Raw genomic sequence first — 19634 nt, 5'->3', positions numbered from 1 at the left:
GCGGCATGAAGTCGTCCGGTCTAGGCCGTGAGGGCTCCAAGTACGGGATTGAAGAGTACGTGGAAATAAAATACCTGTGCCTGGGCGGTATCTGACCCGGGTCTTCATCTGACTGTGTGTGAGGTGAGCCATGAGCAAGAGGAATGAATCCCTGATGCAGCGCCGTCATGCGGCGGTTGCCCGGGGGGTGGGCCAGATCCATCCGGTGTTTGTCGAACGCGCGGAAAATGCCACTGTCTGGGATGTCGAGGGGCGCCAGTATATCGACTTCGCCGGAGGCATTGCCGTGCTCAACACAGGTCACCGTCATCCGAAGGTAATGGATGCCGTCAGACGCCAGCTTGAGCATTACACTCACACCTGTTTCCAGGTCTTGGCCTACGAGCCCTATGTGGCGCTGTGCGAAAAGTTGAACGCACTGGTGCCGGGGGATTTCGCGAAAAAGACGCTGCTGGTCACCACCGGTTCCGAGGCGTTGGAGAACGCGGTCAAGATCGCCCGCGCGGCTACCGGCAGGGCCGGCGTGATTGCGTTCACCGGCGGCTACCATGGTCGCACGATGATGACCCTGTCGATGAATGGCAAGGTTGCGCCCTACTCCGCAGGCATGGGCCTCATGCCCGGTGGTGTATATCGCGCGCTGTTTCCCTGTTCGTTGCACGGAATCAGTGATGCCGATGCGATCGCCAGCATCGAGCGAATATTCAAGAATGATGCCGAGCCACGCGACATCGCCGCGATCGTGATCGAGCCGGTGCAGGGTGAGGGCGGATTCTACGTTGCCAGTCCGGCATTCATGGCGCAGCTGCGCGAGCTCTGTGACCTGCATGGCATCGTGCTGGTGGCAGACGAGGTGCAGAGCGGTGCTGGACGCACAGGCACCTTCTTCGCGATGGAACAGAGCGGTGTGGCGCCGGATCTGACCACCTTTGCCAAGTCGATTGCCGGTGGCTTCCCGCTGGCCGGGGTGTGCGGCAAGGCAGAATTGATGGACGCCATCGCACCGGGTGGTCTCGGCGGCACCTACGCCGGGAGCCCGGTCGCCTGCGCGGCCGCCCTGGCGGTGCTCGAGGTGTTCGAGGAGGAAAATCTGCTGGCTCGCAGCCGCGCGTTGGGTGAAATGATCGGCTCACGTCTGCGTGCGATTGCGCAGGACGACAAGCGTATTGCCGAGGTGCGCGGGCTGGGCGCAATGATGGCGTGCGAGCTGTTTGACAGCAACTGCCGGCCAGACCCGCTGCTGGCTGCCCAGCTGGTCGCGCTGGCGCGGGAAAACGGCCTGATCCTGCTGTCCTGCGGTCAGTACGGCAACGTCATTCGCATTCTGGTGCCATTGACCGCGACCGACCCCGAGGTACAGCAGGGCATGGATATAATCGCCGCCTGTTTCAAGGAGCTGTGAAAGCAGCCCCAGGCGTCCCCTAGAAGGTCGAGAGGCCGCTGAACTCCATGAAGCGTGCCAGCCAATAGCGCCAGCGCGTATGGTCGGCGAAGTCCGCATAGGGTTGACTGTAAAGGTCGCCCTGCGGATTACTCCAGTTGCGTTCGAACAGGCTGCGAGCGCGATGCATGATCGGCGCATCCCGGTCGGCGATTACCCGCGCACTGGTTTCCAGATTCAGGTTGTCCAGGTTGCGACGGGTGAAGTTGGCCGAGCCGATGATCATTTCCGCGCTGCCATCGGCCCGGTCCAGCCGGATCCATTTGCGGTGACACTGCTCGCCCCGTGTGGCGCACCAGCGCACGGCAATCCCGGACGCGTGCAGGTCCCAGCCAGCCTGGCGGTTGGGCATGCCGCTTTTCTTGCGCCCGAAGGCGTCCTTGTTGGGGTCCAGCAACGCACGCACCGTGACGCCCCGCTGACTGGCGCGCACCAGTGCTTCGATGGTCGGCCGATGCGACAGGTAGAACACTTCCATATCGAGCTGGTCACCCGGCTCGCTGCTGTCGACCAGCTTCAGCAGCGCATCGCGTATCCGGCCCTCGGTGAGTACCTGCACCAGCGGGCCTTCCAGATTCTGGCTGGCAAGCGGTGGGCGCGGCCATTTGATCGCCGGTGCCGCCGCCGAGAATGCCATCACCGGTATTTCGGTAGCCAGCAAGTCGAGCGCTGCGGCACCGCGAAACAGCAGCGCATTATTGCTGTGGCGGCTGCTGGCATCATGTGGATTGGCTGAGGTGACCAGTCCGGCCCAGCTGTCGCCTTCGTCCACTACCAGCGTCTTGCGGTGGTTGGCCCGAAAATTCATCAGCGCCAGGTAGCTTCTCAGTGTGACCTTGCCTTCGCCGACCGGGTTGGGTAGCCAGCCGCCTTCGGTGCTGTTGCCGATGTGTCGGCAACAGATGTGCCACAGGCCGGACCAGAGCGGATTGGACGCCGGCAATTGGTTGACATCGGACATCACTACCTCGACGCCGGCGCTGCGTAATCTGTCCAGATGCGGAGCGGGAAGTCCGCCATACAGCGTATTGAACGGATCGGTAATAAGCACGATTGGCATGTCGGGGTGGCGCTGCCGGGCCGCCAGCAGCGCGCTGGTAAGATCATCGGTGAGTGGCTGGTAGCTGGCGTCGCCAGCGAACTCGTTGTACAGGAACATGTCCATTACGATCAGTTGGCGCGCCTGAGCCAGCAGCCCGAGTATCTGTTCGAAAATCTGCTGGTCGCTGACCCGCTCACCGCTGGTGTCGACAAAGGTACGGTCATCCAGCAGTTGCAGTTTTTCGCCCCCGCGCAATGGTGCGCTGATGGCAAGACCCTTCGGCAAGGGCTGATAGGCCTGAAACAGACCCATCAGCAGCCAGGCAAGGAGCAAAGTCAGCAGTACGCCTGACAGCGCATGCCTGGTGCCTCCTGGCCGGCGAGTATTTTCTGCTGCGCCAGGGGGCGGAAGGTCGGACTGCGTTGGGCTGGACATTGCGGACTCTTTGCTGGTCTGTTGTTGGCAGGCTTGGAGGCGCCGGCGGGTGCGGTAGACTGCTATCGACAATAGCGGGCGCTGCATCAGGCGGCAGTATAGGGTAGTCGCTGGAATACCCGCTACCAGGGGTTTTGTCGGCCGAGCTTGATGGGAGAATAGCTTTCATGCGTTGGGGTGTTCGTCTGCTGGCGGCAATTGTCGCCCTGTTGCTGATACTGATGCTGGCCGCGTTCCTGCTGCTGCGGCACAGTCTGAGTGCGGCCGGCATCGATCAGCTTGCCTGGCAGGGGCTCGGCTGGGCCGGGGGCGCGCTGCGGGTGGAGCAACTGTCGGCCCGGCATACCGATGCGGTCGGAGCCCGGCTGGAGATCGACCTGCGGGCCCTGCAGCTCGAACCGGGCTGGGCCGGTGGTCCGCATCTGGCAGTCTTGCAGGCGCAAGAGCTGCAGCTGGACTGGCAGCCCCTGGTAGGGCTGCCGGGTAATCGCGATATCGGCATGCCCGATCTGCAACAGCTGGCCGCGACCCTGCAGTGGCTTCCTGCAGAACGTCTGGCCATACCCCGTATCCAGATTCATCTGCCCTGCGGTATCCGTCGCTGCACGCTGAATGGCGGGCTGGTTGTCGCGCGGGAGGCCTCGGGCCGGTTTGCATTGCAGCTCGAGCTTCTGGCAGAACAAGGCAGCATCGCGCTGGATGGCTACCTGCGCAGCGATGCGGCAGGCCTTGAAGCGGATCTGAACTTGCAGCTTGACGCCAATCCGGCGGCAAGCTTGCAGACACAATGGTTATACGGGGATTCGGCGCCACGCTCTCAGGGCGTTCTGACGGTGCCGGACTGGCCGCGGGCTGACTGGCTGCTGGCCTATGCGCAGCCCTGGCTGGGTAGCGCAAACCCGGCGGTGAAATCGCTGCCGACCGGGCTCAGCGCCGAGGTCAGCTGGTTGCTCGAACCAGCAGGCCGCCCGCAAACGGCCGCAGGTCTGCTTGCCGGCAGTGTCGAAATCCGCGCTAATCTGGCCCTGGCCGATGCCTGGCACATTCCCGACCTGGGCGCTGTCGAAGGTGAAGCGGCGATTGATCTGCTGGGCGATGACGGCCTCTGGCAACTACGTCAGGGCCACGCCCGCCTGCACTTGAGCGAGCCACTGCTGCCGGCACTGCTGGATCTGCCTGCCGAGATCCGACCGCAGACTGTCGAGCTCGACGTGAAGTCGCAGGCGGACAGCCAGCTGGCCTGGAGCCGCCGGTTGCCGCTGATTGTTGAGGCCAGGGCAACGGGATCTGTGGAGGCCACTCTGGCAGGACCAGTCGCAGTGGTTTCTCAGCCGCAGTGGCAGGCGCAGTGGGACAAGTTGCAGTTGCAAGTGGCTGCCGAGCGCCTGGATCTGGCTTCGCTGCAATTGCATCAGCTCGGCCTCGACTGGCAGCTGAGCGGCAGTGTCGATGAGCAGCAGCTGGACCTCCGGCTGGGCCAGGGAGCGAGCATCAGCCTGGCCAGCATACAGGCGCCGGATCAGATGGCGTTGAGCGGCGTGCGCGCCGACCTCTCCGGGCTGGCGCTGCAGATACCCCTGGCCGAACCAACAGCGATCGGCGCAGCGGGCCCGCTGACCATCAGCGCCAGTCGCGTCGAGCATCCCCTTTTCAAACCACAGGCCTGGACTGTTAAGGGAACGCTGACGCGTGAGCCGAACAGCCTGAGCTGGCAGGGCTCGGTGGCTGCTGCCAGCGATCTGGCGCTTGAGGTCGCGTTTGCCTGGCCGGCTGAGGAGGCATGGCGCATGGATGTAGAGCTGGAGCCGGCCTTCCTGCGCGCCGGTGACCCCTTGTCAACTACTCTGGCTGGCTGGCCGGAGCTGCTGGCGCTAAGTAGAGGTCGCCTGCTCGGCCAGATCAGCCTGCGCGGTGCAGCAGGGCTGGAGCGGGCCAGTGGCTGGCTGGAACTGGACGGCGCCGCCGGTATCTATGACCGGATGGCTTTCCAGGGGCTGAGTACCCGGATGGATATCGATCTGGCCGGAGACCGATTGCAACTGGACATGCCGGCGCTCACGCTCGAGACGCTGGACCCGGGCGTAGCCATGGGGCCATTGAGTGTGGACCTGCGTTATGCTGCTCATCTGGAGCGGCTTCTGGCCGGGTTGCTGAGGATCGAGCATGCGCAGGTGCAGGTGCTTGGTGGCCAGGTCTTAGTGGAGCCTGCGGTGCTGAACCTGTCCTCTGCCAGCCACGCGTTGGTGCTGGACATCCGGGGCGTGGAGCTCGACCGCCTGTTTGCGGCCTACCCTGCCGAGGGACTCGAAGGACGGGGTACGCTGGATGGTCGTCTGCCGGTGACACTGGTCGACGGTGAACTGGTTATCGAGGAAGGCGAGTTGGATGCGCGGGCCCCCGGCGGATTTCTCAAGTACCGCTCGGAGAAGCTGAAGAATCTCGCTGAGAGTGCTCCTGGTATGCGCCAGGTGGCGCAGGCGCTGGATGATTTCCACTACGATCTGCTTGCTGCCGATGTAACTTATCGCGAAGGGGGTATACTCGTGCTGGGTCTGGAGTTGCAGGGACGCAATCCGGCGGTGCAGGACGGCCGGCCGATTCATCTGAATATTCGACTGGAAGAGGATATTCCTGCGCTGCTGGCAAGTCTGCAGCTGAGCGGGAAGGTCAGCGAGGTTATCCAGGAGCGGGTCAGGCAGCGCCTGTTGCAACAGCGCGCGGATCCGTGAACCCCCATCATCCGAAGGAATCACCAGTATGCGTTGGCATCTGTTACCGGTTGTGGCACTGACGATCGGACTGTTGGCGGGCTGTACCCCTACCGTCAAGGTCCAGGCTCCCAGCGAGCCGATCAACATCAATCTGAATGTGAAGATCCAGCACGAAATCTACATCAAGGTAGATCGCGAGCTGGATGACATGTTCAGCGAATCCAGTGGCTTGTTCTAGAGGATCATGACATGCGCATGAGTATCCGATTTTTTCTGCTGGCAGCGGCATTACTGCTGAGCGCGCCGGCCTGGTCCATGAGTCTCAATCAGGCGATGGGTGCGTTACCCGCAGCCAAGGCTGCCGGGGTGCTGGGCGAGCGTCCGGACGGTTATGTAGGTGTGGTAACGCCGCAGCGCGATGCTGCGGACATTGCCAGGCAGATCAACGCGGCGCGACGTGCAGAATACCAGCGGCTGGCCGAGGAAAACGGTATCAAGCTGCGTGACGTCGAGGCGATCGCCGGCAAGAAGGCGATCGAGCGTACCCCTCCTGGCCAGTATATTCAGCTCAACGGCGTCTGGATGCCCAAATAGGGTCGTTCAGTCCTGCGGCAACCAGCGGATGTCACCGTACCAGCCGGTGGCAGGCTGTCCGCTGTCGTCGCAGTCGGTCATGATGGCCAGACCGTCTATGGAATCGAGCTCAACGCCGTGCAATTGTTGAAAATCTTCGCGCACATTGCGCCTTTCGGTCACCGGAGTGGACACTGGTGGCGCGCCACTGCGCAGTGCCAGCATCTGCGCCTGGCTGGCATAGGCGTTTTCCCATACTGCGCCCACCGGCTGGCTGCTGGACCAGACATAATTCACCGCGCGGGTACGCCAGGCCAGCAAGCCGCCATCCTTGACCACGTATAGCCGCACCGGATAGTCGTCCCCGCTCTTTCGGGTTTCGTCGATATTGTCAAATACCCTGTCTACCGTCCATGACCATTCCAGGATGGGCGTCTCGCGTAGATCGATGGCTTGCTCCATGTACAGGGCCGATGCTGCATCCCGGCACTGGGCCTGGAGCAGGGTCTGACTGTCGCGCTGGCGCAGACTGTAGTCAGTCGGTTGGGCAAAGTCGCGGCGCTCCCATTTGAGCATGTCGGCAGGCTGGATGACGGCTGCCGCATTCGCGCCGGCAGAGCAGAAAACCATTAGCAGGACGCTGGTCAGTGACGCCGATGGCGGATGAAGATCACTTGTCATCGGTTTTTCCAGACGGTGTGCCATCAGGATCGTCGGCAGCCGGGTTGTTCGCACGGGCACGCTCCTCGGCCTGGAACTTCTCCCAGTCCTCCCAGTCATGCGGCGTGCCGGCATGCGGCATACCCGGGTGCAGGGCGCGCTCCAGGGATTTGCCGCGCAGGCTGGTGTCCTTTAGGTTGTCGTCATCGCCGTCGAGGCCGTACTTTTTCAAAAATTCGTCAGCACGCATTGGCTTGCTCCTTCAGATTGAGCATTCATTCCAGTATGCGTCGGCCGCGAGTCAATTGTCGGAGCAAGCTGTATCAGGGTCTGTCCGCGCTCGCGCAGGCAGCTGTGCTCTATTCACTCAGCAGGGATGTCAGGCGCAGCCGTTCGTTTGGTGCGAAACGCTGCGCCGCCAAATCCTCTATTGCCCGTCGCTTGTCGACCTCGGCGAGTCCGGGATGCTCGATAATTGACTGGCGTTCGGCACCGAACTCGGCCACCCGCAGTTGCCATTGCTGGCGTTGAGCATCGAGCGACTCGAGCCGACCGGTTGCCTCGGGTCCGACCAGTGACATTCGCAGCTCACGGATTTGCCCGGCATCGGCGCCGCCGGCCTGCAGGGTTTCGGTCTGGTCGGTCAGTACCTGGTGAATCTGTGGCACCAGCAGGTCCTGCATCTCCTGCGGCAGACTATTGCGCAGATCCTCGATCATTGCGCCCTTGTCTGCGTCGGGGATGTTGGCGTCATGCATGATTGCCAGACGCTCCAGGCTGAAACTGTTGAAAACCTCTTCTGCGGCAAAAAAAGCCTGGTGTGCCTCGGTACTGAAAATGCCGGCACGCAGGCGCTGGACCGCATCGGCGCGGCCCCGCAGCCCGTCGATATCAGCGATGACCGGAAAGGCCTGCTCCAGCTCGACCAGCGCGGTCTTGTAGGCAATGTAGTCATCCAGCAGGCCCAGTGCCTGAGCCAGTGCCGGTTGCTGCAGTTGACCTGCCAGGTGCTGACGGATGTTGGCGCTGGCCTGCTCGAAGCTGATCTCGCCGACGGTGGTATAGAAGTAGTCGAATAGGTGCCGGATCTGCTCGGTGACCAGCAGATTGCCTTTGTGATCGAGCTCGAGCATGCCATCGACATGGGTGCCCTGCAGTGAAGGCGCAACAGGCGCCGCATTCGTGTTATTGGCGCTGGCCTTCGCGAGAACCAGCGGAACGTCGGGCGAGGACGGTGCGGGTGGTGTTTGCTCGGTCGTAGCTGAGGCCTGGGGTTCGGGTGCCAGATAATGCCAGCCGAGCAGCAGTGCTGCGGCCAGGAAAGGTACATAAATCAATGATCGCATCGACGCTCCATGCAGTCTGAAATGATCGAAACACGACGACCGGCTCTTGGCGAGCCGGCCGCAGGCTTACAGGCCGGTGTTACGCAGCCGGTTGGCGTGCTGGCGGTAGACCGATACCGGGTTGGTCTCGAAGATGCTGGTCAGACCGAACATCTGGTTGACTTCGTCGAGGTGATTCATCCGATAGTTGTCGCGGATGACCATACCCAGATGCGAGCTGCAGCGGCCAACCAGGCCGTCATTGGCTTCGAAGCCGAAGGTCAGCGAGGTAGCGCCAAGCAGTACATCGGACACATCGAAGACATTGGTCAGCGGGCTGGTGCCGCCCCAGGAGTAATAGCGCACACCATTGACCGAGTAGGCGCCCTGACCACAGGAGCTGGTCGGCAGGCCCTGGGGGAAGCGCGCATTGAAACGCGCTGCACCCTCGGAGTTCAGCGACTCCAGCGTACCCAGTGCATTCTGCGGGCTGGTCGTGTTGCTGCCGGACAGGAAGTTGATCAGCGAGCCCAGGCCGTTGATGATGCCTGCCAGCATGGCCTCACCAGCAGAACCTTCGGGTACATTGCGGATGAAGTCTGCAGCCTTGGAGCCCTTGTGCGGCGCCCCCACGGTGGTAACCGATGCGACCAGATCCGGGCGCACAGCGGCAACGTAGCGAATGGTTGGTCCGCCATGGCTGTGACCAATCAGATTGACCTTTCTCTTGCCGGTGATCGCGACAATGTTCTCGACCTGAGTGAGCAGCTGTTCGCCGCGCTTTTCCGAGGTATCGAGCTGGCTCACCGAGGTGCTGTAGACAGTCGCCCCGCCGCTGCGCAGTGCGGAGGGAATGCCGTACCAGTAGTTGATGCCCAGCAGCTTGTCGAATCCGAGCATGCCGTGGGTCAATACGATGGGATATTTGGTCTGGGTGTAGCTCGCCTGGACCGGGGCGCAAATGGCCACGGTGGCAACAATACCCAGGGCTATGGATAGCCGGGTTCTTCTGTGCATAGCTTGTGTCCTGTGTCTTGAAACATTGTTTTTCTTGTAGGCGACAACATCTGACATATCGCTGAAGCAGCATAGACAGCGGGTTACAGTAGAAGAAGGTGAGGCCGGCCTAACACCGAACTGACTAATGCATCCGATTAGTGACCATCAGGTCGATAGCTCTGCTTCGCTATCATTCATTCAGGTTATCCGATGAATGGTAATTCAGAGTATGCGGCCTGCCTGCTGGAATGAGTTCTTCAGCGGCCGAGGTAGCGCTGGAGCACCGCTTGCCACTCCGGGGACTCGGTAGCCTGCAGCACCTGCTGCGCGATCGCGGCCCGGTAGGGGCTGTCGCTGGGCAGGGCGAAAGCGTAAAGCTGTTGTTCAAACACGGCGGGCAGAATGTCCAGCCGCTGGTTGCCGAACTGCTGGTTGCGATACTGCATCAGAGCCCGGTCATAGACCACCGCATCAACCTCTCCGTTGAGTACTGCCTGCATCGCCGAGGTCAGGTCGGGATAGGTTTCGCGGCGGATACGTTCTTCGCGCAGGTGTCGTTCACTGGCGGTATTGGCGATCGTCGCGACGATATTGCCGGGCAGGTCCTGGGGGCCTTCGATCTGACGTTGAAGATTGCTGACCGTCAGGGAAGACGTGATCGCGGCGGTGAAGCTCGCGACCATGATCAAGCCGGCGAACATCCAGACCAGCGCAATCAGTCTGCCCGGCAGCGAGGTGGGCGCCTTGTCGCCGTAACCGACAGTGGTCATGGTAACCGCAGCCCACCAGAAGCTGGAGCCGATGCCTTCGATCGGGGTGCCGCCGAACTGCTCGGGATTGCGCCGGCGTTCCACCAGCCACAGCAGCACTCCAACGACCAGCAGCAGTAGACCGAGACTGGCTATCAGGCTGGCGAATTGCCAGGAGAAGAGCGCACGCAAACTCTGCCAGAGACCGCCGCCGGGATTGTGCGGCACGCCAATTGACAGGCCGGTCTGATAGAACGGATGGGCAAAATCGAAGCGCGACTCGCGGTCGGCAGTCATGGTCAGCGCGCCGACGGCAACATCGACATTGCCGGACTCAACGCTCTGCAGCAGTTGGTCGAAGCTCAGCTCGACGAATTCATACTCCTGCTCCAGCTCTTCGGCAATGGTACGCCAGAGATCGATGCTGATGCCTTCCCACTCGCCCTCCTCATTGGTCATCACGAAGGGCGGCACCTGGGTGATACCCACACGCATTGTCGTGCTCTGGGTCTGGGCACTGGTCTGGAAGGAGAGGCTCAGCAGCAGAGCTAGAATAACAATGACGCAGCGGTTGTGGAGCATGATCGGATTCCCTATGGCTTTGCGACAGCATAGCAAACCCTACCTGCATGACTACCGCCGGTCCGGGTGGTTCCTGGTAGGGCCAGCCCTGTCTCGACCAGAAGGCAAGGAACCCTGCTTTTCGGGCGCGCGCGAATAGATCGGTAACGTGATCGCAAGGTTTCGCGTTACGCAATCTGTTAATCTCTGGCGACGGCGCAATCGCTGCACAGGAGCTGGATCATGCTGGAGAGCACTTTTATCAACGGGTACGCGTTCTGGCTGCTGTTCGGCCTCGCGCTGCTGGCTTCCGAATTCTTCTTCCCGGGTCTGATAGCCGCTTTTTTCGGTATCGGGGCGCTGGCGGTCGGCTTGTTGACGCTGCTTGGCGTGGTCGAGACCAGTGCAGTGCAGGTGATTCTTTTCGCCGCCTTCAGCCTGGTGGCGTTATTCGGTCTGCGCAGGCACTTCAAGCGCTGGTTGCAGGGTAGCGAGGAAGATCTCGCCTCCGCCGACCAGGACGACGCCGGATTTATCGGTGCCCGGGTCGAGGTGCTGACCGATTTCTCAGATGGCTTTGGTGACGTGCTGCTCAACGGCGCGAAGTGGGATGCCGAATCCAGTGACGCCCTGCGCGCGGGTGAGCATGCCCGAGTAGTCGACCACCGCGGCATTGTGCTCAAGGTTACCCGGCAACAGTCCTGAGCAGTGCCAGCTCTGCCTTCCCGTTAAACCCATTTTCTCTCATATGGAGTATCTGATATGGATATTACGACAATGATTTCACTGGCCATTCTGGCTCTGGTGATCATAGCCTTAGCGAAAACCGCACGCATCGTGCCGCAAAGATCGGCATTCATCGTCGAGCGTCTGGGCAAATATGCCAAGACGCTGGAGGCGGGCTTCCACGTCCTGGTTCCCTTCGTTGACCGGGTGTCATACAAGCACACGCTCAAGGAAGAGGCGATAGACGTGCCCAGCCAGGCGTGCGTGACCAAGGACAACATCCAGGTGGTGGTCAACGGCGTACTTTATCTTCAGGTGGTTGACGCCAAGCTGGCCAGTTACGGCATCAATGATTACCGCTACGCGGCGATGCAGTTGGCGCAAACCACCCTGCGTTCGGTGGTCGGCAAGATCGAGCTGGACAAGACCTTCGAGGAGCGCGAAACCATCAATACCCAGGTCGTGCTGGCGCTCGACGAAGCGGCCAAGCCCTGGGGCGTGAAGGTATTGCGCTACGAAATCGCCGACATCGAACTGCCGGCTACCATTCTCGATGCGCTGGAAAAGCAGATGCGCGCCGAGCGGGAGCGTCGCGCCGTGGTCGCCCAGTCCGAAGGCGAACGGGAAGCCAAGATCAATGTGTCCGAGGGTGTGAAACAGGAAACCATCAACCTGTCAGAAGCTGACAAGCAGCGTCAGATCAACGAGGCCGAAGGTCGTGCCCGCGAGATCGAGTTGATCGCCGAGGCGACAGCAGAAGGTCTGCGCCGCGTGGCTGAGGCAATCAATACCCAGGGCGGCAAGGATGCCGTAGCGCTGCGCGTGGCGGAACAATATGTACGTGAGTTCGGCAAGCTGGCCAAGACCAACAACACGATGATCCTGCCGGCTGAACTGAGCAATATCGGTGCAGCGGTAGCGGCCATCACCAAGACCATGGAAACGGTCAAGTAGGTATCATCCAGCGCTGCATTGCGCAGCTGAGATACTGAAACCAGAAGCCCCGCCCATTGCGGGGCTTCTGCGTTTCTAGCTACTTGTCGGTAGCGGCTGACGATGTTCCTTGAAACCTTCGAGCACTGACAGCAGTGCCGGAATCACGAACAGCACCAGCACGGTAGAGAAGCCCAGCCCGAACGCAATCGATGTAGCCATCGGAATCAGGAACTGGGCCTGCAACGAGGTCTCGAACAGCAGGGGCAGCAGGCCGCCAATGGTCGTCAGCGATGTCAGCAGTACCGCGCGCAGACGCTGCACCACCGCTTCATTGAGCGCCTGGTTGATGGCCATGCCGGCCTTTCGCTGGCGCTGGTAGAAGCTGACCAGAATGATCGAGTTGTTGACCACTATTCCCGAGAGGCCGAACAGGCCAAAGAGTGAAAGAATGGTCATGTTCAGGCCCATCACCCAGTGGCCGAGCAGAGCGCCGACCAGTGCCAGCGGAATCACCGCCATCACGATCAGCGGCGTCGTCCAGGACGAGAATACCCAGACCAGCACCGCATACATCAGCAGCAGGCCAATGATCAGCCCTGTGCGCATGTCGGCGAGGGTGTCGCGCTGATCCGCCGAGCGGCCTTCGAAGCTGTAGCGCACATTATGTCGGGTGGCGAGCGCCGGCAGCGTCTCCTGCAGGCTGGCAAGCACCTCGCCGGCAGTCGATTGGGTCGGATCCAGATCAGCCGTCACCTCCACCGCAAGCCGGCCCTCAGCGTGACGCAGCGCATCAAATCCCTGGCGACTGTCGAATTCGGCGACCTGGCTAAGCGGCACGAAACGGCCGTCGTCCAGGCGAATCGCCAGAGCATTGAGACTCGACAGGTGCTCGCGTTCCTCTCGGGGCAATTGCACCCTCACCTCGATCTCATCCGATTGCTGCTGATAGATCTGCGCCAGGCGTCCGTCATAGGCTGCGCGCAGCTGTCGGCCGAGACTCTGGGTGCTCAGGCCCAGCGATTGGCCGTAAGGCGTCAGGCTGTAGACCAGCTGCTCGCGTCCCCAGGGCATGTCATCCTGGGTGCTGATGACGCCCTCGATGCCGCCGAGCATCACACCCACCTCCTCGGCCGCCTTTTTCAGCTGGGTAGGGCTATCGCCAGTCAGGCGCACGTTGACGTCCTTGCCTGGCGGACCGGAGGTTCGCTCGGTAATCACCAGCTGGTCGATGCCGGCCGGCATCCGGATGCGCTCGCGCCAGGCGCGGATGAATTCGGTGTTGCGGATCTCGCGGTTATCCGGGGATACCAGCTCGACCAGAATCGAACCGAGCTGATCACCCGTGCGACCCGCCCCCGAGGAGCCGATTGCCTCGCCACGACGAACGATCGCATTCTCGATCATCCGGGTGTCGAACGCCTCTTCCGTGGCGTTCAGGCTCTCCTGCAGATGGTCGATAAAACGGTCGACCTCGGCACGCGGGGTGCCGGCAACAAAATTGGCGTTGGCGTAGATTACCTGTGGTTCGGGCGTGGGGAAGAAGCTGAAGCCGATGCGTCCGCCACTGATCAGGCCGATGGTCAGGATGATGCTGACCAGCGCGCAGGCGAGCGTGGCGCTGCGGTGCCTGAGCGTCAGCTCGGACAGGTCGCGAAAGCGTCCCTGCCGAAACCGGTCGAAGCGCCGATCAAATCCCTGGCGCACGCCATCGAGCCGCCGCCCGCTGCGTTGCAGCAGGCTGGTTCCGGTCGAGGCCACGGCGGGCTCGAAGGCGGAGCGCAGGTGGTGGGGCAGCACGACGAAACACTCCAGCAGCGAAGCGATCAGCACGCAGATCATCACCACCGGGATATCGCCGAGGATATTGCCAAAGATTCCGCCGACCACCAGCAACGGCATGAACGCCGCCACGGTAGTGAGCGAGGATGCAACCACTGGCCAGAGCATCCTGTCAGCAGCGCCCTCGGAGGCATAGTCGGGGTTTTCCCCGCTGCGAAAGTGCGCGTCGGCATCCTCGCCGACCACGATCGCATCGTCGACGATCACCCCCAGCGCCATGATCAGTGCAAACAGTGAAATCATGTTGATCGAGCCGCCGATCAGCCAGAACACGCCCAGCGCGGCAAGAAACGCGGTGGGTATGCCTACTGCCACCCAGAGCGCGACGCGACCGGGCAGAAACAGATAAAGCAGCAGCAGCACCAGGGCCAGGCCGCCAATGCCATTGTTCACCAGCAGACCGATACGATCATTGATCAATTGCCAGGCCTGGTCGTAGACGCTGATGCTTACTCCGGGGGGCAGTGTCGGTTCCACCTCGTCAATCCAGTCATTGAGAATCTGCGCCGACTCCAGTGAATCGCCGTCCTCGGCCCGCTGCAGGACCAATTCCACCGCCGGATAGCCCTGGTGATTGAGCAGCACCTGATTACGCATCGCCTCCTGGCGCACATCGGCGACGTCACCCAGGCGCACGTAGTTGATGCCGCCGAGGGTAACCGGCAGATTGGCAAACTCGTCCGGTCCGCGGCGTTGCTCGATGGCCCGCAGCTCCCGGGCCGCATCCTGCTCGCCGGCCAGGCCGGCTGGCAGATCGCGTGATTCTGCCGCTACGCGATCAGCTATCTGATCCAGCGACATGCCCAGTTGCTGCAGCTGCCGGTTCGGCACCTCGATGCTGATCTGCTGGCTCGGCAGCCCGTTGATCACGATTCGGTCAATACCGCGGCTGAGCAGGTCGCGCTCGTAGCGATAGGCCAGCGCGCGCAGTTCGTGATCGGCATAGGGACCGAATACCAGCAGGGTCGCGATCGGGTCGTAACGGGCGACGCGCGATACCTTGGGTTCCTCGGCATCGGCGGGCAGATTGCGAAATTCGTCGACGCGCTGGCGGGTGTCGTCCACCGCGACAATGGAATCGGCATCCTCATTGAATTCCAGCGTGATGCTGGAAATGCCCTGGGCCGAAGTAGAGGTCATCGATTTGAGATTTTCCAGACTGCGCAGGCGCTGCTCCAGCGGCTGGGTGATCGCCTGCTCGACGTCTTCGGCGGCCGCGCCACTCCAGACCACCTGCACGGTGACGAAGTCCAGCGCGAAGGTCGGAAAGAACTGGATGTTCATGCGCATCAGGCCGAGTACACCGGCCATCAGCATCACCAGCATGACCAGGTTGGCGGCGACCTTGTGGCGTACGAAAAATCCGATCGGGCTGGCCTGACGGGTCATTGCGCCGACTCCGCCTGATTCGGTGCGGTGGTATCCACTTTCAGCCCCTGCATTGCATTGGGCAGATGGGTGGTTATGACCTGGGTGCCTGGCGTCAGTTCGGGCGAACGCACCAGCAACCAGCGCTCACCGTTATCCATCAGGGTTTCACCAATACGCTCGACGTCGATGCGGCTCATGCGGCCGTCCTCCAGCGCATACACCGTGCGGTTGCCGTAGAGGGCGCTATACGGCAGCGCGGCGCTCTCGGGTGCAGCCGGTTTGGGTACGCTGATGGCGAGCAGATTGCCCAGGCGCAGGCCGGGTGCGGGCTGGTCGAGCACGAAGATCGCCTCCACTCCCGTGGCATCGGCTTCCCCGGCAATGCGCTGCAAGGTCATGCTCAGCTGCGGCGTGGTTTCCAGGGTGTGAGCCACCAGTGTCTGGCCCGCGGCCAGGGCGCGGGTAAAGTCCAGGGCATGAATCTGGGGTAACGTGGCGCGCAGCTCCAGCGCCTCGACCGGGTAGAAGTCCATCAAGGCCTGGCTGTTGCTCACCTGGTCGCCGCTGGCCACCTGAACGCCGGCGACCACGCCATCGAATGGCGCGATGAAGCGACTGCGCCTGGCATCACGCTGCACCGTTTCGAGGGTTGCCTGGGCGCGTTCGAATCGCGCCTGCAGCGCAGCCTGACGGGCCTCGTGGCTTTCGATACTGCGCTGGCGCACCGCAACGGTGAGCGCAGCACGCTCAACCAGATCCTGCGCGCTTTCCAGTTCGGTACGTGACACCAGTTCGCGTTCTACCAGTTGTTCGATGCGGCCGAGGCCCTTGCGCGCGTTCTCCAGAATACGCCGCTCCAGTGTCAGCGCTTTCTGATCATTGGCGTGTTCGATGCGCTCGCGACTGAGCTGCGCCCTGGCGTCGGCCAGGTCAGCCTCGGCCTGCCGTACCCGCGGTTCGATGTCCTGCTCATCCAGGGCGACCAGCAGCTCGCCTTCGGCGACGGTCTGGCCATCGCGCGCCGGCAGCTGGTCAATACGTCCAGTCATCGGAGCCACCACGGTAAAGCGCCGCGGTGATTCCAGCTGGCCATACAGCGTCAGGCTAGGCTGGCGCGCCTCGGGGTCAACCTGCAGCGTTTCCACGCGCCAGGTGCGCTCCTGGGGCGTAACCGGCTCGGGCTCCGAACGGGTGGCCTTGAGCAGGATGAAACCGATAATGCCGACCACAATGATAAGAACGGGAACCAGGCGCTTGCGCATAGCGAGTCTCTGCGGGATATGTAACTGCCCTGTATAGCCTGTGCTGGCTGGGCGGGGCAAGGGCTGCAATTGCAAAAGAGTGTTGCCCCGTCCGCCTCGGGATATGACCGGATATATGGCGGGTGGATTTGTATTCCCGTCGCGGCAGCCAACGGGTAGCTTTACCGCATAAAGACAATAGTGGGAGAGGTGGATCGTGAATACTGAAATGCGCTGGTTGAAATCCTATCCGGAGACCGTCAAATGGGATGCGCCGCTGGCCCTGCGGCCGGTTTCGGAGCTGCTGGAAGCGGCAGTACGCGACTATCCGGACAATCCTGCCATCGATTTTCTCGGCCACAAGCTGACCTATCGGCAGCTCGAATCGCTGGTGGCACGCTTCGCCCGCGGCCTGCAGGATCTCGGCGTGCGGCCTGGCGTGCACGTGGGTATCTACCTGCCCAACTGTCCACATTATTTCATCGCCTTCCTGGGCGTGCTGCGCGCGGGTGGCACGGTGGTCAATTATTCTCCCCTGGACGCCGAGCGCACCCTGGCGCACAAGATCGAGGACAGCGAAACCGACATCATGGTTACGCTCGATCTGGCTGCCTTCTATCCGAAGATGGTAACGCTGCTCGATACCACCCGGCTGAAGACCCTGGTGGTCGGGCGCCTGACTGAGTTCTGCGGCGCCGTAAGCGAAGCTCAGGCTGGTCAGTTGGGGCCATCCGCGCAAGTGGCATACAACGACAGCTGTCATGCATTCGGTGCACTCCTCGACAACGCCGGCGACTTCACTGCCTACCCGATTGATGATCCACGTACCGCACTGGCGGTGCTGCAATACACTGGCGGCACTACCGGCGCGCCCAAGGGTGCGATGCTCACCCACGCCAATATCACCGGTTCCTGCGCGCAGCTGGAGGCGATTCTCGACAGTTCGCTGCAGGCGGGTCAGGAGCGGGTGCTGGCAGTGCTGCCGCCGTTTCATATCTATGCACTGATGATCAACATGATCTTCAGCTTGCGCCTGGCCTCCGAGGTCTATCTGCATCCGCGCTTTGATGCCGAAACCGTGTTGCGTGAAATTGCCGACAGCCGTATCACTACCTTCCCCGGCGTGCCGACGATGTTCATCGGCTTGCTTGCGCATCCGCTGACCAGTGAGCTGGACCTGACCTCGCTGAAGATGTGCAACTCCGGTGGTGCGCCGCTGCCTATCGACGTGCAACAGCGCTACCAGGATGTCGCCGGGTGCGCCTTGCGCGAAGGCTGGGGCATGACCGAAACCACGACCAGCGGCACTTTCACGCCGAAGGAAGCCGAGCCGCATCCGGGTTCCTGTGGCTTGCCCGTGCCTGGATCGCGAATTCGCATCATGTCGCTGGATGGTTCCGGCGGCGAAATGCCGGTGAGCAAGCGTGGCGAGGTGTGTATCGATGGCCCCAACGTCACGGCCGGCTACTGGAAGCGACCGGATGCCACGGCCGAGGCGATGACTGCAGACGGTTTCCTGCGCACAGGGGATGTCGGCTACATGGATGAAGACGGCTGGGTCTATATAGTCGACCGCACCAAGGACATGATTCTGTGCAGCGGTTACAACGTCTACCCCCGCACCATCGAGGAGGCCATCTATGAGCATCCGTCGGTAGAGGAAGTCTCGGTGATCGGCGTTGACGATCCTTATCGAGGCCAGGCGCCGAAGGCGTTCATCAAGCTCAAGTCCGGCGCCGAGCAATTCGATTTCGCCGCGCTGCAGGCTTTCCTTGAGCCGCGGCTGGGCAAGCATGAGCGCCTTCAGGCGATGGAAATCCGCGATGCATTGCCGCGCACGCCAGTGGGAAAACTTTCGAAGAAGGAGCTGGTCGAAGAGGAGCGTCAGCGCGCCGCGGCCACCAGCGCCGGCTGAGTGTATGACGGGGCGCTGCCCTATTATCCGCGCGGGCTTTAGCGGATAATGCGCCCCATCGTTTCAGCCAGAGGTGTTACCGATCATGTTGCTAGCTCTACTTGCCATTGTCGCCGGTCTGGTCCTGCTGGTCTGGAGTGCCGACAAGTTTGTCGACGGCGCCTCGGCTACCGCCACTCACGCCGGCATGCCCCCGCTGCTGATCGGTATGCTGATTATCGGTTTCGGCACCTCGGCGCCGGAGATGGTAGTTTCCGCGCTGGCCGCGTCCCAGGGCAATCCCGGTCTTGCGCTGGGTAATGCCTATGGCTCGAACATTACCAATATCGCGCTGATTATCGGCCTGGTGGCGATCATCAGCCCGATCAACGTGCATTCCCAGGTAGTGCGCAAGGAGTTGCCGATCCTGCTAGTGGTGACGCTGCTGGCGGGCTACCAACTGATCGATGGCAGCCTCAGCCGTAACGACGCCTGGGTGCTGCTGGGCGCGTTCTTCCTGTTGATGGGCTGGTCCATCATGCAGGGCATGCGCGGCCGGGGCGACGCCCTGGCCGTCGATTACGACGCCGAACTCAAGGCCAATGCGATGCCGCTGCGCCGGGCGCTGATCTGGCTGGTAGTCGGGTTGGTATTGTTGATCATCAGCTCGAGGGTGCTGGTCTGGGGTGCCGTCTATATCGCACAGAGCCTGGGCGTCAGTGACCTTATTATCGGTCTGACGGTGGTTGCCATCGGCACCTCCCTGCCGGAACTGGCCTCCGCGCTCGCGGCGATCCGCAAGAACGAGCATGACCTGGCGCTGGGCAACGTGATCGGCTCTGGCCTGTTCAATACCCTGGCGGTGGTCGGTATAGCAGCGGGCATCATGCCGCTGGCGGTCGAGTCGGTGGTGTTGTATCGCGACTGGGTGGTGATGTTCGTACTGACGGTAGCCCTGCTGATGATGGCCATGACGACGAAAAAGCGTGCGGGTCGTATCAATCGCCTGGAAGGCTCGGCGCTGGTCACGGCTTACGTTTGTTATACCGGTTACCTGGCCTGGACCATCATATCGGCGGTCTGATCAGGCTGCCGCTACTGTCGGTCGGATCCATTGGAGCCGAGCCGCCG

The 19634-nt window shown here is 61.9% G+C and carries 17 protein-coding genes; 9 read left to right on the top strand and 8 right to left on the bottom strand.

Translation table 11 applies throughout. The annotated features are described in order from the left end of the window. Together ABYA88_RS04235 and gabT are read left to right on the top strand one after the other, a co-directional pair. Nucleotides 1-95, top strand: a 95-nt coding sequence (locus tag ABYA88_RS04235; protein ID WP_373185641.1) for a hypothetical protein, incomplete at its 5' end; no start/stop codon positions are given. A gap of 35 nt (nt 96-130) precedes the next feature. Further along, entirely contained in the window at nt 131-1402 is a 1272-nt protein-coding gene (gene gabT / locus ABYA88_RS04230; protein WP_373185638.1) for a 4-aminobutyrate--2-oxoglutarate transaminase, read from the top strand. A 19-nt stretch (nt 1403-1421) separates the two neighbouring features. Here the strand turns inward: gabT and ABYA88_RS04225 are convergent, their stop codons facing one another. Continuing rightward, the gene (locus ABYA88_RS04225) at nt 1422-2918 is read right to left on the bottom strand and encodes a phospholipase D-like domain-containing protein (RefSeq protein ID WP_373185637.1); all 1497 of its coding nucleotides are present in this window, start codon (nt 2916-2918) and stop codon (nt 1422-1424) included. 167 nt (nt 2919-3085) lie between these two features. Between ABYA88_RS04225 and ABYA88_RS04220 the strand changes: the two genes are divergently transcribed. Genes ABYA88_RS04220 through ABYA88_RS04210 form a run of 3 tightly spaced genes read left to right on the top strand, consistent with a single transcriptional unit; the run spans nt 3086 to nt 6223 of the window. Further along, complete coding sequence (locus ABYA88_RS04220; protein ID WP_373185636.1) at nt 3086-5647, top strand: YdbH domain-containing protein; 2562 nt, start codon at nt 3086-3088, stop codon at nt 5645-5647. A gap of 28 nt (nt 5648-5675) precedes the next feature. Further along, on the top strand, nt 5676-5867 hold the full coding sequence (locus tag ABYA88_RS04215) for a YnbE family lipoprotein (RefSeq protein WP_373185635.1): 192 nt from the start codon (nt 5676-5678) through the stop codon (nt 5865-5867). A gap of 17 nt (nt 5868-5884) precedes the next feature. Continuing rightward, entirely contained in the window at nt 5885-6223 is a 339-nt protein-coding gene (locus ABYA88_RS04210) for a YdbL family protein (RefSeq protein ID WP_373185640.1), read from the top strand. 6 nt (nt 6224-6229) lie between these two features. On the opposite strand, the gene ABYA88_RS04205 is transcribed toward ABYA88_RS04210, so the two are convergent. From ABYA88_RS04205 to ABYA88_RS04185, 5 genes are all read right to left on the bottom strand, one after another. Next, a complete protein-coding gene (locus tag ABYA88_RS04205) occupies nt 6230-6883 on the bottom strand; it encodes a DUF3047 domain-containing protein (protein WP_373185634.1) in 654 nt (217 codons plus the stop codon). Beyond that, a complete protein-coding gene (locus ABYA88_RS04200; RefSeq protein ID WP_373185633.1) occupies nt 6873-7112 on the bottom strand; it encodes a hypothetical protein in 240 nt (79 codons plus the stop codon). Before ABYA88_RS04200 ends, ABYA88_RS04205 begins: the two co-directional genes overlap by 11 nt. A gap of 109 nt (nt 7113-7221) precedes the next feature. After that, nucleotides 7222-8208 (bottom strand): lipase secretion chaperone, encoded by a 987-nt coding sequence (locus ABYA88_RS04195; RefSeq protein WP_373185632.1) that lies wholly within the window; start codon nt 8206-8208, stop codon nt 7222-7224. A gap of 66 nt (nt 8209-8274) precedes the next feature. Beyond that, nucleotides 8275-9204, bottom strand: coding sequence for a triacylglycerol lipase (locus ABYA88_RS04190; RefSeq protein ID WP_373185631.1), 930 nt, complete (start codon nt 9202-9204; stop codon nt 8275-8277). A 239-nt stretch (nt 9205-9443) separates the two neighbouring features. Beyond that, nucleotides 9444-10517: a transporter substrate-binding domain-containing protein gene (locus tag ABYA88_RS04185; protein WP_373185630.1), complete on the bottom strand. Its 1074-nt coding sequence runs from the start codon at nt 10515-10517 to the stop codon at nt 9444-9446. Nucleotides 10518-10739: 222 nt separating this feature from the next. Here ABYA88_RS04185 and ABYA88_RS04180 point away from each other — a divergent pair, with 222 nt between their 5' ends. Both ABYA88_RS04180 and ABYA88_RS04175 read left to right on the top strand, forming a co-directional pair. Next, nucleotides 10740-11201 (top strand): NfeD family protein, encoded by a 462-nt coding sequence (locus tag ABYA88_RS04180; protein WP_373185629.1) that lies wholly within the window; start codon nt 10740-10742, stop codon nt 11199-11201. A 57-nt stretch (nt 11202-11258) separates the two neighbouring features. Then, nucleotides 11259-12176 (top strand): SPFH domain-containing protein, encoded by a 918-nt coding sequence (locus tag ABYA88_RS04175; RefSeq protein ID WP_373185628.1) that lies wholly within the window; start codon nt 11259-11261, stop codon nt 12174-12176. A 75-nt stretch (nt 12177-12251) separates the two neighbouring features. On the opposite strand, the gene ABYA88_RS04170 is transcribed toward ABYA88_RS04175, so the two are convergent. Then, nucleotides 12252-15386 carry an efflux RND transporter permease subunit gene (locus ABYA88_RS04170; RefSeq protein WP_373185627.1) on the bottom strand — a complete coding sequence of 1045 codons (3135 nt, stop codon included), beginning with the start codon at nt 15384-15386 and terminating at the stop codon, nt 12252-12254. Next, the gene (locus ABYA88_RS04165; RefSeq protein WP_373185626.1) at nt 15383-16630 is read right to left on the bottom strand and encodes an efflux RND transporter periplasmic adaptor subunit; all 1248 of its coding nucleotides are present in this window, start codon (nt 16628-16630) and stop codon (nt 15383-15385) included. Before ABYA88_RS04165 ends, ABYA88_RS04170 begins: the two co-directional genes overlap by 4 nt. Nucleotides 16631-16826: 196 nt before the next feature. Between ABYA88_RS04165 and ABYA88_RS04160 the strand changes: the two genes are divergently transcribed. Both ABYA88_RS04160 and ABYA88_RS04155 read left to right on the top strand, forming a co-directional pair. After that, the gene (locus ABYA88_RS04160) at nt 16827-18524 is read left to right on the top strand and encodes a long-chain fatty acid--CoA ligase (protein ID WP_373185625.1); all 1698 of its coding nucleotides are present in this window, start codon (nt 16827-16829) and stop codon (nt 18522-18524) included. 85 nt (nt 18525-18609) lie between these two features. Next, nucleotides 18610-19587 carry a calcium/sodium antiporter gene (locus ABYA88_RS04155; RefSeq protein ID WP_373185624.1) on the top strand — a complete coding sequence of 326 codons (978 nt, stop codon included), beginning with the start codon at nt 18610-18612 and terminating at the stop codon, nt 19585-19587. Nucleotides 19588-19634: the final 47 nt, after the last annotated feature.

Origin of the sequence: Halopseudomonas sp. (assembly GCF_041579695.1) — a bacterium.
Lineage (GTDB): Bacteria > Pseudomonadota > Gammaproteobacteria > Pseudomonadales > Pseudomonadaceae > Halopseudomonas.
This window is presented reverse-complemented; position numbering and strand designations above follow the sequence as displayed.

What these genes read in the sequence shown, in the direction of transcription:
- ABYA88_RS04180 (WP_373185629.1), top strand. Translation starts at nt 10,740, where the DNA reads ATGCTGGAGAGCACTTTTATCAACGGGTACGCGTTCTGGCTGCTGTTC.
- ABYA88_RS04175 (WP_373185628.1), top strand. Translation starts at nt 11,259, where the DNA reads ATGGATATTACGACAATGATTTCACTGGCCATTCTGGCTCTGGTGATC.
- ABYA88_RS04170 (WP_373185627.1), bottom strand. Translation starts at nt 15,386, where the DNA reads ATGACCCGTCAGGCCAGCCCGATCGGATTTTTCGTACGCCACAAGGTC.
- ABYA88_RS04200 (WP_373185633.1), bottom strand. Translation starts at nt 7,112, where the DNA reads ATGCGTGCTGACGAATTTTTGAAAAAGTACGGCCTCGACGGCGATGAC.
- ABYA88_RS04195 (WP_373185632.1), bottom strand. Translation starts at nt 8,208, where the DNA reads ATGCGATCATTGATTTATGTACCTTTCCTGGCCGCAGCACTGCTGCTC.
- ABYA88_RS04215 (WP_373185635.1), top strand. Translation starts at nt 5,676, where the DNA reads ATGCGTTGGCATCTGTTACCGGTTGTGGCACTGACGATCGGACTGTTG.
- ABYA88_RS04155 (WP_373185624.1), top strand. Translation starts at nt 18,610, where the DNA reads ATGTTGCTAGCTCTACTTGCCATTGTCGCCGGTCTGGTCCTGCTGGTC.
- gabT (WP_373185638.1), top strand. Translation starts at nt 131, where the DNA reads ATGAGCAAGAGGAATGAATCCCTGATGCAGCGCCGTCATGCGGCGGTT.
- ABYA88_RS04165 (WP_373185626.1), bottom strand. Translation starts at nt 16,630, where the DNA reads ATGCGCAAGCGCCTGGTTCCCGTTCTTATCATTGTGGTCGGCATTATC.
- ABYA88_RS04210 (WP_373185640.1), top strand. Translation starts at nt 5,885, where the DNA reads ATGAGTATCCGATTTTTTCTGCTGGCAGCGGCATTACTGCTGAGCGCG.
- ABYA88_RS04205 (WP_373185634.1), bottom strand. Translation starts at nt 6,883, where the DNA reads ATGACAAGTGATCTTCATCCGCCATCGGCGTCACTGACCAGCGTCCTG.
- ABYA88_RS04190 (WP_373185631.1), bottom strand. Translation starts at nt 9,204, where the DNA reads ATGCACAGAAGAACCCGGCTATCCATAGCCCTGGGTATTGTTGCCACC.
- ABYA88_RS04220 (WP_373185636.1), top strand. Translation starts at nt 3,086, where the DNA reads ATGCGTTGGGGTGTTCGTCTGCTGGCGGCAATTGTCGCCCTGTTGCTG.
- ABYA88_RS04185 (WP_373185630.1), bottom strand. Translation starts at nt 10,517, where the DNA reads ATGCTCCACAACCGCTGCGTCATTGTTATTCTAGCTCTGCTGCTGAGC.
- ABYA88_RS04225 (WP_373185637.1), bottom strand. Translation starts at nt 2,918, where the DNA reads ATGTCCAGCCCAACGCAGTCCGACCTTCCGCCCCCTGGCGCAGCAGAA.